This window comes from Aeromonas sp. EERV15 (genome assembly GCF_900079845.1).
In the GTDB taxonomy this organism is placed as follows: domain Bacteria; phylum Pseudomonadota; class Gammaproteobacteria; order Enterobacterales; family Aeromonadaceae; genus Aeromonas; species Aeromonas sobria.
Genome location: NZ_FKKY02000006.1, coordinates 1 through 15,387 on the forward strand (window position 1 = coordinate 1; position 15,387 = coordinate 15,387).

At 56.8% G+C, this 15,387-nt stretch carries 14 protein-coding genes; 10 read left to right on the plus strand and 4 right to left on the minus strand.

Features of this window, described 5'->3' with window-relative positions; translation table 11 throughout:
* Window positions 1-180: 180 nt before the first annotated feature.
* Window positions 181-654 (minus strand): MarR family winged helix-turn-helix transcriptional regulator, encoded by a 474-nt coding sequence (locus BN4575_RS06480; protein ID WP_042019425.1) that lies wholly within the window; start codon window positions 652-654, stop codon window positions 181-183.
* A gap of 160 nt (window positions 655-814) precedes the next feature.
* Here BN4575_RS06480 and BN4575_RS06485 point away from each other — a divergent pair, with 160 nt between their 5' ends.
* Both BN4575_RS06485 and BN4575_RS06490 read left to right on the plus strand, forming a co-directional pair.
* Window positions 815-1,342 (plus strand): hypothetical protein, encoded by a 528-nt coding sequence (locus tag BN4575_RS06485; protein ID WP_068977601.1) that lies wholly within the window; start codon window positions 815-817, stop codon window positions 1,340-1,342.
* 9 nt (window positions 1,343-1,351) lie between these two features.
* Entirely contained in the window at window positions 1,352-2,950 is a 1,599-nt protein-coding gene (locus BN4575_RS06490; RefSeq protein WP_042019428.1) for a BCCT family transporter, read from the plus strand.
* 128 nt (window positions 2,951-3,078) lie between these two features.
* On the opposite strand, the gene BN4575_RS06495 is transcribed toward BN4575_RS06490, so the two are convergent.
* Window positions 3,079-4,317, minus strand: coding sequence for a multifunctional CCA addition/repair protein (locus BN4575_RS06495; protein ID WP_068977602.1), 1,239 nt, complete (start codon window positions 4,315-4,317; stop codon window positions 3,079-3,081).
* Between the two features lie 223 nt (window positions 4,318-4,540).
* Here BN4575_RS06495 and mutY point away from each other — a divergent pair, with 223 nt between their 5' ends.
* The 3 genes from mutY to mltC all read left to right on the plus strand — a co-directional run bounded on the left by mutY (window position 4,541) and on the right by mltC (window position 7,103).
* Window positions 4,541-5,593 carry an A/G-specific adenine glycosylase gene (gene mutY / locus BN4575_RS06500; protein WP_068977603.1) on the plus strand — a complete coding sequence of 351 codons (1,053 nt, stop codon included), beginning with the start codon at window positions 4,541-4,543 and terminating at the stop codon, window positions 5,591-5,593.
* 8 nt (window positions 5,594-5,601) lie between these two features.
* Window positions 5,602-5,874 (plus strand): oxidative damage protection protein, encoded by a 273-nt coding sequence (locus BN4575_RS06505; protein WP_042019433.1) that lies wholly within the window; start codon window positions 5,602-5,604, stop codon window positions 5,872-5,874.
* A 125-nt stretch (window positions 5,875-5,999) separates the two neighbouring features.
* A complete protein-coding gene (mltC, locus tag BN4575_RS06510; RefSeq protein ID WP_068977735.1) occupies window positions 6,000-7,103 on the plus strand; it encodes a membrane-bound lytic murein transglycosylase MltC in 1,104 nt (367 codons plus the stop codon).
* A 74-nt stretch (window positions 7,104-7,177) separates the two neighbouring features.
* Here mltC and BN4575_RS06515 read toward each other — a convergent pair whose 3' ends face one another.
* Window positions 7,178-7,564 (minus strand): YgiW/YdeI family stress tolerance OB fold protein, encoded by a 387-nt coding sequence (locus BN4575_RS06515; RefSeq protein WP_068977604.1) that lies wholly within the window; start codon window positions 7,562-7,564, stop codon window positions 7,178-7,180.
* Window positions 7,565-7,818: 254 nt separating this feature from the next.
* On the opposite strand from BN4575_RS06515, the gene BN4575_RS06520 reads away from it, so the two are divergent.
* Window positions 7,819-8,856 (plus strand): SGNH/GDSL hydrolase family protein, encoded by a 1,038-nt coding sequence (locus BN4575_RS06520; protein ID WP_068977605.1) that lies wholly within the window; start codon window positions 7,819-7,821, stop codon window positions 8,854-8,856.
* A 266-nt stretch (window positions 8,857-9,122) separates the two neighbouring features.
* Window positions 9,123-10,157, plus strand: a complete 1,035-nt coding sequence (gene ompA, locus BN4575_RS06525; RefSeq protein ID WP_068977606.1) for a porin OmpA — start codon at window positions 9,123-9,125, stop codon at window positions 10,155-10,157.
* A 129-nt stretch (window positions 10,158-10,286) separates the two neighbouring features.
* On the opposite strand, the gene BN4575_RS06530 is transcribed toward ompA, so the two are convergent.
* Window positions 10,287-11,309, minus strand: coding sequence for a GGDEF domain-containing protein (locus BN4575_RS06530; RefSeq protein ID WP_068977607.1), 1,023 nt, complete (start codon window positions 11,307-11,309; stop codon window positions 10,287-10,289).
* Between the two features lie 134 nt (window positions 11,310-11,443).
* Between BN4575_RS06530 and rnr the strand changes: the two genes are divergently transcribed.
* The 3 genes from rnr to BN4575_RS06545 are packed head-to-tail and all read left to right on the plus strand — an operon-like array spanning window position 11,444 to window position 15,133.
* Window positions 11,444-13,810 carry a ribonuclease R gene (gene rnr, locus BN4575_RS06535; RefSeq protein ID WP_068977608.1) on the plus strand — a complete coding sequence of 789 codons (2,367 nt, stop codon included), beginning with the start codon at window positions 11,444-11,446 and terminating at the stop codon, window positions 13,808-13,810.
* On the plus strand, window positions 13,807-14,556 hold the full coding sequence (gene rlmB / locus BN4575_RS06540; protein WP_068977609.1) for a 23S rRNA (guanosine(2251)-2'-O)-methyltransferase RlmB: 750 nt from the start codon (window positions 13,807-13,809) through the stop codon (window positions 14,554-14,556). The genes rnr and rlmB overlap by 4 nt, the downstream gene beginning before the upstream one ends.
* Before the next feature lie 4 nt (window positions 14,557-14,560).
* Window positions 14,561-15,133 (plus strand): Crp/Fnr family transcriptional regulator, encoded by a 573-nt coding sequence (locus BN4575_RS06545; protein WP_068977610.1) that lies wholly within the window; start codon window positions 14,561-14,563, stop codon window positions 15,131-15,133.
* The last annotated feature ends 254 nt before the right edge of the window (window positions 15,134-15,387 follow it).

Genomic DNA, 15,387 nt, shown 5'->3' on the forward strand with positions numbered 1-15,387 from the left:
AACAGGCAGGGCAGTTTGTATTACCGGCCCGAAGGGAGCGAAGTTATCCCCGCTGCGTGAAGCCGAGACCACAGAAGTATGGAGTTAAAAAAACCAATAAAAACAATGCCAGTCAGGCTTAACTGACAGGCATTACCCGAACGGGAGCTTTTTTTGTGCCTGAACAAGGTGCTCTGCTTATTACTCTTCGGTGAGCGATCTGACGCTCAGCACGGGGGCGGCATCTATTTCATCGGCATTCATCATGACGGAGATCCGCTGTAGTGAAGAGAGCAGCAGACTTTGCTCCCAGGCTTCGAGAGCATGAAATCGCTGGACGAAACGCTCCTGCAGTGGTGTCGGTGCCTGGGCCAGTAGCACACGACCGGCATCAGTCAGGGTGGCATGCACTTTGCGTTTGTCGGTCTCGCTGCGAATACGCTGCACCAGCTGACGGTTTTCCAGCCGATCCATGATGGTGGTGGCGGTGGCCTGGCTCATATTGGTGTGATCTGCCAGTTGCCGCATGGAGATCTGCCCCAGCTCATTTATTCCTTTGAGCAATAACAGTTGGGGTGAGGTGAGGCCAGCTTCTTTGATCAAGCGCTTGGAGTGCATATCGATAGCTCGAATAATCTGGCGCAGCGCAACCAGCACTTCATCATGTTTTTCCATGGGTTCTGAATCATTGCGGGGATTGAAAGGAGCAAAATTTTGCTCCTGACCGATCAAAAGGTCAATGTCGTTATTACTCTAATGGTTTATGTTCAAAGTAATTTTGTGTTAGGTTAGCCGACTCTTCGCAGTGTTAGACCTGACATTTTAGGAATAGACCATGATGAACGAGCTTGATATGAAGACCCTGGTTAATGGGTTGAAAATAGTAAGAGTTCGCTATGAACTGCCAGATACCTCGGCTTTTGTACGCTATCAACCCGCTTATGAAGAAGATCCCAACACCCTGAAGGTACACCACTATGATGGTGAACTGCCGCTCTCCTGTAGTGAGACGGGTCATTTCAACCTAAAGGAGTTGGTGAACGAATTGCGCTATGCCTATGTGCTGGTTCACCTCTTTCCTGACGAGAGTGCGATGAACTTCTACCTGACCGGTCTTGATACCGGACTGGCCCAACTGGAGTTTATCGGTGGCTCTTATGACTTCAACCGGCTCTGGATCACCAGTGGCATCTCCAATGTCGGCGTGCCGATGGCCATTTTCCTCGGCAAGCGCCACGCAGTGAATGGCCAGCCTTCGGTCACCCTGGTGGATCATCGTGAGCTGGCCACCGGCAAGCTGGTCTATCGCGCCATTGGTGGTGCCGGTGATCATGTGGGTGAAGAGTTTTTCAACAACGACTAAGGAGGCCCGATGATAGCAACCAAGGGGCTACTGAAAGGCCTCAACCCCACAATGGCCATGACGGCCCTCACCGTGATCACTCTGTTTCTGCTGTTTGGCGTATTTGTTCCCGAGACCGCTGCGACCTGGTTCACCGGTGCCAAGGACCAGATTATTGCCGGGTTCAAGTGGTACTACATTTTGCTGGTCGCCCTGTTCCTGTTCTTCGCTATCTACCTGATGTTCAGCCGTTTTGGCAGCATCCGGTTGGGTGACGACGACCAGGTACCGGAGTTCGGTTACTTTGCCTGGTTCTCCATGCTCTTTAGTGCCGGTATGGGGATTGGTCTGGTGTTCTGGAGCATTGCCGAGCCAATGAACCACCTGCAGGGCAATCCCTTTATCACCGAAGGAATGACCCCGGAAGCAGCCCAGGTTGCCATGCGCCTCACCTTCTTTCATTGGGGGCTGCACCCTTGGGCCATCTATGTGATCGTTGGCCTGTCGCTGGCCTTCTTCAGTTATCGCCGCAAGTTACCACTGGCGATCCGCTCGGTGCTCTACCCGATCCTCGGCGATCGCATTTACGGCTTCTGGGGCCATGCAGCCGACGTACTGGCGGTGTTTGGTACTGTATTCGGGGTGGCTACTTCCCTTGGCCTTGGCGTGGCACAGATGAATACCGGTCTGAATCAGATGTTTGGCATGGCGGTATCGCAGTCGAACCAGCTTTGGTTGATTGGCGGGATCAGTCTTATCGCCACTCTGTCGGCGGTCTCTGGTGTGGGGCGCGGGGTCAAGCTGCTCTCCGAGCTCAACATCTGGCTGAGCGTGTTCGTCCTGGCGCTCTTTCTGGTGCTGGGGCCCACAATTTATATCCTCAACTCCTATGTGCAGAACATTGGTGATTACCTGCAAAACATCGTCAAATTGAGCTTCTGGACCAACTCAGAAGCCAACGGCACCTCGGCCTGGCAGTCGAGCTGGACGGCGTTTTACTGGGGCTGGTGGATCGCCTGGGCGCCGTTTGTCGGCATGTTTATCGCCCGTATCTCCAAGGGGCGAACCATTCGTGAGTTCGTGCTCGGCGTGTTGTTGGTGCCTTCATTGCTCGGCATGTTCTGGCTTACCGTATTCGGCGGTACGGCGATGAATCTGGAGCTGTTTGGCGGTGGCGGTGTGGTCGCTGCGGTTAATCAGGATGTCACCCTGGCGCTCTATCAGACGGTGGAGTTGCTGCACTGGGGGACCTTGGGCTGGATTGCCAAAGGGGTGCTGACCTTGCTGATTTGTACCTACTTCATTACCTCCAGTGACTCGGGCACCCTGGTCATCACCACCTTGCTCTCCATTGGCGATCAGGATCCACCTGTGTTGCATCGGGCAATCTGGGGTTTGGGGCAGGGGCTGGTCGCGGCCATTTTGCTGCTCTCTGGTGGATTGGCGGCCCTGCAGGCGGCCAGTATTATCGCCGCGTTGCCTTTTTCGGTGATCATGCTGGCGATGTGTTACTCGCTGATGTTGGGGCTCAAGCAGGAGAGCCAGCGCCAGTTTGAGTACCGCCAGAATCTGAAGCGCCACGATGGCTCATCCCATATGAGCCTGCTGGATCGCATTGGTCCGGCATAACGGCAGCACCAAGGGGCGCCTCTTCATATGTAAACGTGAGATGTAAACCTGGATGCAAAACGGCCGCCCTGGCGATGCTCTCCTTGCGGAGCTCATCATCAGGGCGGCCGTCTGTTATGGGGCCGATGTTACTCTTCGATAAAGGTCCACTCATCCTTGACCCGACTGATGGCGTCGGTGCGTTTTTTGGCCAGCTGCTCCTTGATCTCTTCCCCTTTAAAACCGGCGGCCACTATCTCTTTCACCGGCACCGCTTGAGCGGCGGCCAGCGCCTCGGCCACATAATCGGGTTCGGCGTAGACCCGCTCCTCAAAACCGGTGCGACCATGGAAGTCGGCGCGGCAGGTATCAAGTAACTGCGCAAAACGCTCGGGGCGACGCCAGGCATCAGCCTTGTCGAACACCTTGAGCAGGGTGGCTGGCTTGAGTTCGAACGCGATATGGAGCTGGGTGTGCAGATCGCTTACCAGCAGCGCCAAATCCCGGCACTCGTTGGGTACCCGGAACCGCTCGCACAAGGCGCGGATCAGTGGCAGCCCCTTCTGGCCGTGACCATGATGGCTTGGCCAGAACTCTTTGGGGGTGATCCCCTTGCCAAGGTCGTGGCAGAGGGCGGCAAAGCGCACCGTCAGCTCGGGGGAGATCCGGCACGCCTGCTCCAGCACCATCAGGGTGTGGATGCCGGTGTCGATCTCCGGGTGCCACTTGGCCGGGGCGGGGACGCCAAACAGGGCATCAATCTCGGGGAACAGCGCCTTGAGGGCGCCGCATTGGCGCAACACCTCGAAGAAGATCTGCGGGGTCGGTCCCAACAGCACTTTTTCCAGCTCCTTCCAGACCCGCTCCGGGGTGAGGTGGGCCAGCTCGCCAGCGGCCGTCATCTCGCTCATCAGGGTGAAGGTTTGTGGCGCGATGGCAAAGCCCTGAGCGTGGAAGCGGGCGGCGAAGCGCGCTACCCGCAGGATGCGCAACGGGTCTTCGGCAAAGGCGGGGGAGACGTGGCGTAGCAGCCGTTTTTCCAAATCCTCAATACCACCGTAGGGATCATGGAGCTGGCCCTGATCATCCTCGGCGATGGCGTTGATGGTGAGGTCCCGGCGCAGCAGATCTTGCTCCAGGGTCACATCGGGGGCTGCATGACAGACAAAACCGGTGTAGCCCTGCCCCTGTTTGCGTTCGGTGCGGGCGAGGGCATACTCCTGCTGGGTTTTGGGGTGGAGAAACACCGGAAAGTCGCGACCGACCTGGGTAAACCCCAGCGCCAGCATCTGCTCCACGGTGGCGCCGACCACCAGATGATCCCTGTCGCCCTGCGGCAATCCCAGCAGGCGATCCCGCACTGCGCCCCCAACCAGATAAGTCTGCAAACCGTCTCTCCCGTCATCAATCGTGGGGCCGAGTATATCGTCTTTGTTACCGCTTTGCTGCTTGACCACCACCAGCCGCGCGGCTTTGACTTGGGCGTGACGAGGCCGTACGCTGCCGCCCCAGACAGCTGGCTCTGTGCTGTGGGATGGTGTTATTCCCGCGCTGGCCAGATGAGCCGAAGGAACCGCAGAGTTCCCCTTATATCAACGACATGAGAACAACGTGAATCAATCAACCTTCGCAAGCCGGGTGCTGGAGTGGTATCAGCTCCATGGCCGCAAGAGTCTGCCCTGGCAGCAGGAGAAGACCCCTTATCGGGTCTGGGTCTCGGAGATCATGCTGCAGCAGACCCAGGTCGCCACAGTCATCCCCTATTACCAGCGTTTTATGGCGCGCTTCCCCGATGTGGTGGCGCTGGCTGATGCCCCCGTCGACGAGGTGCTGCACCACTGGACCGGCCTTGGCTACTACGCTCGGGCCCGTAATTTGCACAAAGCGGCCCAGCAGATCTGCGATCACCACCATGGCCTCTTTCCCGAGCAGTTTGACGAGGTGATGGCCTTGCCGGGCATTGGCCGCTCCACCGCCGGCGCCGTGCTGTCGCTCTCCCTCGGACAGCCCCACGCCATTCTTGATGGCAATGTGAAGCGGGTGCTCACCCGCTGGTTGGCGCTGCCGGGCTGGCCCGGCCAGAAGCAGGTAGAAAACGAGCTGTGGGAGATCGCCATCCGGTTAACTCCCAAGCTGGGCGTGGCGCACTACAACCAGGCGATGATGGATATCGGCGCCACCATCTGCACTCGCAGCAAGCCCGCCTGCGATCGCTGTCCGGTGCGGGCCGATTGCCAGGGCTTGTCGCAAGGCAACCCCACCGCCTACCCCAACAGCAAGCCCAAGAAGAGTATTCCGGCCCGCGACGGCATCATGCTGCTGATCCGCCATGGCGATGAGCTGTTGCTGGAGAAGCGGCCGCCACAGGGGATTTGGGGCGGGCTCTACTGCTTCCCGCAGGTGGCCTCGCTAGCCGAGGTGGACGGTCTGCTGGCAAGTCTGGGGCTGGCGCACCACGGTTATCGGGAACTGGCCGGTTTTCGCCACACTTTCAGCCATTTCCACCTCGATATTCAGCCTTTGCTGATCGAGATAGATAGCGCACCGGCGCTGCGGCTCATGGAAGGCGATCACCGACTCTGGTATAACTTACGCCATCCTGCCGAGGTAGGGTTGGCGGCCGCCACTGCCCGTCTGCTCGCCTATCCAGAGTTACAACAATAGAGGTCAACATGAGCCGTACTGTATTTTGCCAACGTCTGAAAAAAGAGGGCCCGGGCCTGGATTTTCAACTCTATCCCGGTGAGCTCGGCAAGCGTATTTTTGACAACGTCAGCAAGGAAGCCTGGGCCGAATGGCAGAAGAAGCAGGTGATGCTGATCAACGAGAAGAAGCTCAACATGATGAATCTTGAGCATCGTCAGTTGCTGGAAAAAGAGATGGTCAGCTACCTGTTTGATGCCGGTGAAGTAGAGATCGACGGTTATACCCCTCCCAGCCAGTAAGCCGTGCAGCTGTGATACATGTGAACAGGGGCAGGCATTGCCCCATGTGACTGTTGGCGATGATACTTCTTCCAGTTTGCAATAAATGAATGATGGGCGGCGTGTCCGCCCGTTTTGAGGATCTTATGGGCCGAATTTTTTGGCTGCTGTGTACCTTGTTGTTTCTCTCTGCCTGTTCGTCTTCTCCCAAGCCCAACGGGAGCGAGGGTGAGGATCTGGTCAACGGCAAGGACATTCGCGGTTTTGAACACATGATTAGCGCACTCTCCCATAACGTGAACGAAATATGGGGGCGGGAGGCGCTGTTTGCCGGCAAGTTTGACTATGTCAAATACACGGATCAGTACAAAAGCCGGGCGCATATCGACTTTTCCAGTGGTCATATCATGGTGGAGACGGTATCCAGTGTCGATCCGCGGGCTCATTTACGCCGCGCCATCATTGAGACCTTGCTGACACCGGATGACCCGGCGGAAGTGGATCTCTACTCTGACCGTGAAATCGTCCCCGGTGGCGAGCCGTTCCTTTATGGTCAGGTGCTGGACAATCTGGGTCAGCCGATCCGTTTTGACTGGCGTGCCGAGCGTTATGCCGACTACCTGCTTAGTACGGCAATGAAAAAGCGTACCTTGGGGATCCGCACCATCTTCTTCGTGGATATTCCGATGGTGGCAAACCATGAGGATAAGCGGGGCTACAAGTATGCAAGCATCATTCGTGATGCATCCCGTAAATATAAGGTGCCCGAGAGCCTGATCTATGCGGTGATCAAAACAGAGAGCAGCTTCAACCCCTATGCGGTGAGCCACGCTAACGCTTATGGCTTGATGCAGGTCATTCCTGCCACAGCAGGACGAGATGTCTACCAGCGGGTCAAGGGCAAGAGTGGTCAACCAACCCGGGAGAACTTGTTTAATCCGGCCTACAACATTGATGTCGGCACCGCTTATCTACATTTGCTGCAGACGGTCTATCTGGTGGATATCGAGGATCCCCGTTCCCGTCGCTATGCGGTGATTTCAGCCTACAACGGTGGTGCTGGCGGGGTGCTCAACACCTTCTCGCGGGATCGCAAGGCTGCGCCTGGCAAGATAAACCGGCTCTCGCCAGAAGCTGTCTACCAGGTGCTGACCGAGCAGCACCCGAAAGCAGAAGCGCGGCGTTATCTTTACAAGGTTGATCAGGCCGAGAAAGGCTTCAAACGCTCCTATGTTGGACGTGCCGGTTAACCAGAGCCAATGCAAAAGGGCGCTTGATATCAAGCGCCCTTTTTACGTCTGGCCTAATTGCAGGTTGTTGCGCCTTATTTGGCGATAAAGCCGCCCTTGGTCTGCGGGGCCGCGCCCACTTTATCCAGGGTTTTCACTTCCACTTCGGTCTTGTTCCAGCTGTGGTCCACTTCACCACGGATGCGGATCAGATCATCCGGGCCCACTTCGGTACCGCGCCACACATCCTGATCCACTTCGACCTCCACTTCACCACTGGCATCGCGGAACAGGTAGTTTTCGCCGCCAAGATGCTTGACCAGTTTTCCTTCCAGCGTGGCCCAGCTGTCATCGGCCAGATCTTTCAGTTGAGCGACGGAGACCTTGTTCTGCTCTTGCGGGCCGGTATAGGCCGCCATGGCAAAAGAGGAGACAGACATCAGGGTCAACAGTCCGATTACGCTTGCGCTTGCCTTGTTCATTTCATACTCCTGTCGTTGGTATGAGGGCATTGTGCCGCGCGGGACGTGAAACAAGCGTGAAAGCGAGTAGGGAATGTGATTGTCTGTTTTGTGAGCGCAAGCGATTTCATCGGTGATGGAACATGTGTGATTTCATCTGGAACTGTAATCTGTCGCCTTCACCAGAAGTCAGTGGTGGCAGACTCTTCCCATGCTTGTCGCCATTCGAGGGGAAGTCCGCAGGTCTCACCTGCTTAATCGAAGAGCATAACAATATGAAAAAATGGCTTGTTTGTTTATTGGGGTTAATGGCATTGACCGCGCAAGCGGCGGAGGGACGCCAGCCTTTTTCCCGGGTTGTGATGTTTGGTGACAGCCTCTCCGACACCGGCAAGATGTACAAGAAGATGCGGGGATATCTCCCCTCCAGCCCACCCTACTTCAACGGGCGCTTCAGCAATGGCCCGGTGTGGCTGGAGCAGCTGGATGACGAGCGTTTTCCCGGTCTGGTCGTGGTCAACGAGGCGGAAGGCGGTGCGACGGCGGTGGCCTATAACCATCTGGGCGCCCTGAACGGCTGGCTCGGTTTCTGGTCCTGGGATCCCAAATATCAGGTGATCAACAATCTCGATTACGAGATCGATCAGTTCCTGAAAAAGGACAAGTTCCGCCCCGATGATCTGGTGGTGATCTGGGTCGGTGCCAACGACTATCTGGCCTATGGCTGGAACACCGAGCGGGATGCTGATCGGGTGATCGATACCATCCGGCTGGCATCCAACCGGTTGGTGCTCAACGGCGCGCAGCAGATCCTGCTGTTTAACATCCCGGATCTGGGGCAGACCCCGTCAGCCCGCAGCATGAAGGTGGTGGAGAAAGTGCGCCATGTGGCCAGCTACCACAACCAGCGGCTGCAGAACCTCACCCGCGAGCTGGCCCCCCTTGGCATCGTGAAGCTGTTCGAAGTGGACAAGCAGTTTGACGAGATGATGCGCGATCCCCAGCTGTTCGGGCTGAGTGACACAGAACACGCCTGCTACGGTGGCGGCTATACGTGGAAGCCGTTCTCCGGCAGCGCCGCCGAGGTGGCTGCGACCCCGGCTTTGAGTGTCTCCGAAAGAGTGGCTATCGCTGGTAACCCGATCCTGGCGCAGGCGGTGGTAAGTGGGCAGGCAAAAGGGCGCGCAGCGACCCTCAACTGCGATGAGCATATGTTCTGGGATCAGGTGCATCCGACCAAGACGGTGCACAAGGTATTGAGCCAGCGTGTTGCTGACTTTATCGATCAGCACTACGAGTTTGTTCGTCACTGATATCGCTTCGGGCCAGCATGCTGCTGGCCCTTCTTCTATGTTGAGCTCTCATCTGTGCATCTTTTTGCGTCATACTCAGTTCAAATAACAAACATTTGTTGCTGTTTTTGTAACATGGTTGCGTTAGAGTGTTGTTTGTTAATTGATATCAGTGACTTGAAAATAGGCTAACGTTGATATGCTGCGATCGCTTTTGGGTGGTTGCACCTATAAGACGAGGTGATATCAATCAACCTCCTCCTACATAAAGTTGCAGAGGCTCAAACATGAAAAAATCATTGATTACCTTGCTAGTTACCGGCTTGCTGGCGGCCAATGCCCAGGCTGCCGGTCAAGACAACACCTGGTATGGCGGTGCCAAACTGGGTTGGTCCAATTTTTATGGCATTGATGAAAGCAACAGTTTTACCCTCGGTAATGAGACCAATGATGCCCTGGGGGCTGGTGTATTTGCCGGCTATCAGGTTAACAAGAACCTGGGTATCGAGTATGGCTTCGATTATCTGGGTAAATACAAATATGATGCCCGCTCTGCCACGGGGGCTGTATTTCAAGATGAAGTTCAGGCTCAGCTAATCCATTTGTCCTTGAAGCTGGGCTTCCCTGTAACTGATAGCCTTGACCTGTACGGACGTATCGGCGGCGGTTATGCTGCTGCTAACAGTGACCTGAAAGGGGGGGATGGCCGGTTCAACTTTGTCAGCGCTCTGGGTGCTGAATATGCCTTCAATCGTGATTGGGCCGCCCGTCTTGAATATCAATACACCACTCCGTACGGCAGCCGAGACAATACCGGGTTGCGTATGGACAATGGCCTGCTCTCTGTGGGCGCCGTCTATCGCTTTGGCCAGGTCGCGCCGGTTGCTGCTGTGCCTGCTCCTGTACCGGCACCCGAGCCGGTGATGGTTGAGAAGCAGTTCACCCTGAGCTCCGATGTGCTGTTCGACTTCAATAAAGCAACCCTCAAGCCGCAGGCCAGTCAGGCGCTGGATACCCTTTACAGCCAGATTGAAGAAGCGCGGCCCAAGGATGGTGTGGCAACCGTGATCGGGCATACCGACCGTATCGGCTCTGACGCCTACAACCAGAAATTGTCCGAGCAGCGTGCCCAGACCGTTGCCAACTATCTGGTTGGTAAAGGGATCCCGGCCGCCAAGATCAATGTGGAAGGGCGTGGTAAATCCTCACCGGTTACCGGCGACAGCTGTGTCAGCAAGTCCAAGCGTGAGCTGATTGTCTGCCTGGCACCGGATCGTCGCGTTGAAGTGAAGGTGGAAGGGGTTGCCGAGGCTCAGCAATAATCTGCTGAGCCAGCTCCTTACGGGGCGGTGACAAGGCCGCCTCGTTGTTCGTGAAATGCAAAAAGGCCAGTCAGATTATCTGACTGGCCTTTTCATTGAGCTGGGCAAGGCATTCGGGGGGCTGCTGGATCAGGACGGCAGCGGCATTACCCGATTACGACCGAGCTCCTTGGCCTTGTAGAGCAATTTATCGGTGCGCTCCACCAGACAGTCTGCGTTCTCTTGGCGATTAAACTCACCTACCCCGAATGACGCTGTGATGTGATCGATGCGGCGGCCCGATTTACGATCGAGGATCGACATCCGCTCGACGGCGCGGCGCATGCTCTCCGCCATCTGTCTGGCCAGGGCAAGAGTGCGATGGGGGACCAGCATGGCAAACTCCTCCCCGCCGATCCGATAAGCGCTAACACCCTCCTGACAGGCATCTCGCAGTCGCTTGCTAAACGCACGCAGTACCTGATCACCCAGCAGGTGGCCATATTCGTCATTGAAATTTTTGAAGCGGTCGATATCGGCGAGGATCAGCGAGAAAGGCTGCTGGCTGCGGATCAGTCCCTCAATCTCGAGATCGAAAGCACGCCGATTAAGCAGGGAGGTCAGTGCATCCTCATTGGCCAGCTTGCGGGTTTCGTTGAGTGCCTCGCGCAGCTCTTTGATCTCTTTTTCAGCATTACTGATCTGGTTGCGAAAGTGCATGGTCGACATCCGCACATCCCGTGATTCGCGCACCAGATCCCGCAGGATAGCCATGGTGTCTTCCAGGCTCAACCCTTGCTCATCGATCTGGCTGAGTCGGCCAAAACTCTTGTCGAGCATCTCCTGAAACATCCCGGTATCTGAGATGGCATCTTGCATGGAGTGACCGATTTCATTGGCCATGGCAGCCAGATTGAGCTTTATCGCCTCGATTTGTTTCTCATCCTGGTCGGCGAGATGCTGATGATAGAGCCGCTCACAGGTGACCAGAGAGCAGGTACCCTGCTGTTTGACGGCGAGATCAATGGCTTTATTTAGCTCGGGCATGCTGGCCGAGACATAGCTGTACCACAGGTGGTAATTGTCCGGCGTCGTGGGTATCTGGTACTTGATCATCAAGGGAACCGCCTGTTTGAGATAGGCGGCGGATTGGGCAAAAGTATCCTTACTCATGAGTTATTGGTCTCATCATGCCAGCAAACTTGATTCAGTATGACAGAGAGATTGGCCAAAAGGCAGTCGATGGATGCCATTCGCCCCCCCCTTCGATATAATGTCTGGGTTACTACCTACCCTAAGGCCTGCTTATGTCTCAAAAAGATCCTTTCCTCCAACGCGAGGCCGAAAAATACGAAAATCCCATCGCCAGTCGCGAGATGCTGCTGGAACTCATCAAGGGCCACGAAAAGCCCATGTCTCGGGAAGAGTTGGCCAAGGCCCTCAAGCTGACCGATGAAGAGCCGCTGGAAGCGTTGCGCCGTCGTCTGCGTGCCATGGAGCGTGATGGACAACTGGTATTCACTCGTAACCAATGCTACGCCTTGCCGGATCGTCTGAATCTGGTCAAAGGCACTGTACTTGGCCACAAAGATGGTTTCGGTTTTCTGCGCCCGGAAGGTGGTGGACCTGATCTCTTTTTGAACAACCGCGAGATGCAGCGCCTGATGCATGGCGACTATGTGCTGGTGCAACCGACCGAGATTGACCGCAAGGGTCGTCAGGAAGCGCGTCTGGTGCGTCTGCTCAAGTCCCGTGAGGCAGACATTGTCGGCCGTTACTTCGTCGAAAATGGCGTTGGTTTCGTGGTGCCGGATGACAGCCGTATCGGTCAGGACATCATCATCCCGGAAGGTGAGAATAAAGGTGCTCGCCAGAGCCAGGTGGTGGTGGTGCGCATCAATCAGCGCGCCACTTCCCGCAGCAATGCGGTCGGTTCTGTATTGGATGTGCTGGGCGAAAATATGGCACCTGGGATGGAGATTGAGATCGCCTTGCGTACTCACAGCATCCCGCATACCTGGCCTGAAGAGGTGACCAAAGAGGTTGCTGGCTTGGGCGAGCAGGTGCCAGAGAAAGCCAAAGAGGGTCGTATCGATCTGCGTGCATTGCCGCTGGTGACCATAGATGGTGAAGATGCCCGTGACTTCGATGATGCTGTCTTCTGTAAAGCCAAACGCAGTGGCGGCTGGCGCCTGTGGGTTGCCATTGCCGATGTCTCTGCGTATGTGAAGCCTGGCACAGCGCTGGATGCCGAAGCCTATCAGCGCGGCAACTCCGTCTATTTCCCCGAGTTCGTGGTGCCCATGTTGCCGGAGGTGCTCTCCAACGGTCTGTGCTCCCTGAACCCGCAAGTTGACCGTCTGTGCATGGTGTGCGAGATGACTATCTCCGCATCTGGCCGCATGTCCGGTTACAAGTTCTATGAAGCCGTGATGAACTCCCACGCGCGGTTGACTTACAGCAAGGTCGCCGCGATTTTGGATGGCGATGCGAAACTGCGTCAGCAATATGATCCGCTGGTGGGTCATATCGAAGAGCTCAACACGCTCTACAAGGCGCTCAAGCATGCCCGTCATCAGCGCGGTGCGGTGGAGTTCGAGAGCGAAGAGACTCGCTTTATCTTCAACGCCCAGCGCAAGATCGACCAGATAGTGCCACTGGTGCGTAACGACGCCCACAAGATCATCGAAGAGTGCATGATCCAGGCGAACGTGGCCGCGGCCCGTTACATCGAAAAGAACGAAGCCTCAGCCCTGTTCCGGGTGCACGATCGTCCGGGCGAAGAGCGCCTGACCGGTTTCCGTGACTTCCTGGCCGAGTTGGGCCTGGAGCTTAAGGGTGGCCTCGAGCCCGAGCCGAAGGACTTTGCCGAGCTGGCTGCCAAGTTTGAAGGGCGCCCTGACGCGGAATTGCTCTCCACCATGCTGCTGCGTTCCATGCGTCAGGCCATCTATCAGGCTGACAACATCGGCCACTTCGGGCTGGCATTGAAGTCCTACGCTCACTTCACCTCGCCGATCCGTCGCTACCCCGACCTGATCCTGCACCGCGCCATCAAGTATCAGACGGCCAAGGAGCAACAGGGCAACCTGCGCAACAAGTGGACCCCGAGCGGTGGTTATCACTACCAGCTGGAAGAAGTGGACCCGATGGGTGAGCACTGCTCCATGACCGAGCGTCGTGCCGACGATGCAACTCGCGATGTGGCCGACTGGCTCAAGTGCGAGTACATGCTGGATCATGTGGGTGACGAGTTCGATGGCGTGATTGCCAGCGTCACCGGTTTTGGCTTCTTTGTTCGCCTGGCCGACATCCACATCGATGGTCTGGTTCATGTCAGCACCCTCACCAACGACTACTACCAGTTTGATCCCCTGCACATGCAGCTGATCGGCGAGAACTTCCGCCGTCGCTACCGTTTGGGTGACAAGGTGCGCGTCAAGGTGATGGGCGTCAACCTGGATGATCGCAAGATTGACTTCGTGATGGTGGAAGCGCCACTCACCGGCAAGGATGGCAAAGAGGTGGTGCGCAAGCCTGCCAAGGCTGGTCAGCGTCACGATAAACGCAAAGAGGGTAAGGATAGCGGCAAATCCGACAAGGGCGGCCGCGCCAAACCGAGCAACAGACGACCGAGCAAAAATGCTCGCGATAAGGCCAAGAGCACGAAATGAGTACTGAACTGATCTACGGCATTCACGCTGTATCTGCGCTGCTTGAGCGCACCCCGGAGCGTTTCATCGAGGTGTGGGCCCTCAAGGGACGCGATGACGACCGGCTGCAACCGCTGTTGACCGAGCTGGAATCCCTCGGTCTCAAGGTGCAGGGCGTGAACCGCAAGACCCTTGATGACAAAGCGGAAGGTAACAATCACCAGGGCATTATGGCCAAGGTGATTGAGGCCCCCAAGCTGGCCGAGCACGATCTGGCCAGCTTGCTGGACAGCCTGGTAGAACAAAAAGCCCAGCCTTTCCTGCTGGTGCTGGATGGGGTGACCGACCCGCATAACCTCGGTGCCTGCCTGCGCAGCGCCGATGCGGCCGGAGTCCATGCGGTGATCGTGCCGCGTGACAAGGCCAGTGGCCTGACGTCGGTGGTGCGCAAAGTCGCTTGCGGCGCCGCCGAAGTGGTGCCGCTTATCCAGGTGACCAACCTGGCCCGCAGCCTGCGTGAGTTGCAGGATCGCGGTGTCTGGCTGGTTGGTACTGCGGGTGAGGCCGATCACGACCTCTATCAGGCTAAGTTGACTGGCCCGATGGCATTGGTGATGGGTGCTGAAGGCAAAGGGATGCGCCGCCTGACTCGCGAACATTGCGATGAACTGGTTAGCATTCCGATGGCGGGGGCGGTATCCAGCCTCAACGTATCGGTGGCCACTGGCGTTTGCCTGTTCGAAGCCGTGCGTCAGCGTCGCAGCTAGTGTCATGATGACCGACAGACCCCCCTTTAGTTGGGAGCAGGTCACTGAAGAGCAGGAGGCCACGCGCCTCCTCTCTTTTGCCCGCTCGCTGACCCTTGCCCCCAGATCCTGCCTCTGGCACGCCGGTGACAGCACGGATCTGCTAGTCAGGGTGGAGCAGGGGCTGCTGCGGGCCAAGGTGGTGCTGGCGGATGGGCGCGAGTACATCAAGGAGTTTTACTGGGAGGGGGACGAGTTTCTCGACTTCCATCACCTGCTCAGTGGTGAGCCCGCGCGCTATAGCGTGGAGGCGCTGGAGCCCTGCCGCCTGCAGATCTTCCAGCTGACGGATCTGCGCCAACTTCCCTGTTGGCCTGGCTGGTATCAGCACTTGCTTGCCGTGCAACTGCGTATCAAAGAGGAGAAAGAGCTGCTGCTGTTGACCGGGAGTCCGCAGGCTCGCTACCAGCACTTCTTGCAATGTTTCCCCGGGCTGGCCGCCAGAGTGCCGGATCACCAGATTGCTGCTTATCTTGGCATCACCCCCATCAGCCTGAGTCGCATTCGCAAGCGGTTGAAAGTGCTTAACAATGAGTAGTGTCGCCACCAGATTTCAAACATCCCACACCGTTCGTCTCGGCATCACGCCTGCCGGTCAGCCTGAGCCGCATTCGCAAGCGGTTGAAAGTGCTTAACAATGAGTAGTGTCGCCACCCGATTTCCAACCTCTCACAGCGTTGGTTTCGGCATCACGCCTGCCGGTCAGCCTGAGCCGCATTCGCCAACGGCTGAAAGAACTTAACCAAGGTTAATGCCAGCGCAGATCCGCCCGATTATGCTGGCAGGCCGAAT

Coding starts and splice junctions, on each gene's coding strand:
- BN4575_RS06515 (WP_068977604.1), bottom strand. CDS start 7,564: ATGAACAAGGCAAGCGCAAGCGTAATCGGACTGTTGACCCTGATGTCT.
- BN4575_RS06480 (WP_042019425.1), bottom strand. CDS start 654: ATGGAAAAACATGATGAAGTGCTGGTTGCGCTGCGCCAGATTATTCGA.
- ompA (WP_068977606.1), top strand. CDS start 9,123: ATGAAAAAATCATTGATTACCTTGCTAGTTACCGGCTTGCTGGCGGCC.
- BN4575_RS06490 (WP_042019428.1), top strand. CDS start 1,352: ATGATAGCAACCAAGGGGCTACTGAAAGGCCTCAACCCCACAATGGCC.
- rlmB (WP_068977609.1), top strand. CDS start 13,807: ATGAGTACTGAACTGATCTACGGCATTCACGCTGTATCTGCGCTGCTT.
- BN4575_RS06485 (WP_068977601.1), top strand. CDS start 815: ATGATGAACGAGCTTGATATGAAGACCCTGGTTAATGGGTTGAAAATA.
- BN4575_RS06530 (WP_068977607.1), bottom strand. CDS start 11,309: ATGAGTAAGGATACTTTTGCCCAATCCGCCGCCTATCTCAAACAGGCG.
- BN4575_RS06505 (WP_042019433.1), top strand. CDS start 5,602: ATGAGCCGTACTGTATTTTGCCAACGTCTGAAAAAAGAGGGCCCGGGC.
- BN4575_RS06520 (WP_068977605.1), top strand. CDS start 7,819: ATGAAAAAATGGCTTGTTTGTTTATTGGGGTTAATGGCATTGACCGCG.
- mltC (WP_068977735.1), top strand. CDS start 6,000: ATGGGCCGAATTTTTTGGCTGCTGTGTACCTTGTTGTTTCTCTCTGCC.
- BN4575_RS06545 (WP_068977610.1), top strand. CDS start 14,561: ATGATGACCGACAGACCCCCCTTTAGTTGGGAGCAGGTCACTGAAGAG.
- rnr (WP_068977608.1), top strand. CDS start 11,444: ATGTCTCAAAAAGATCCTTTCCTCCAACGCGAGGCCGAAAAATACGAA.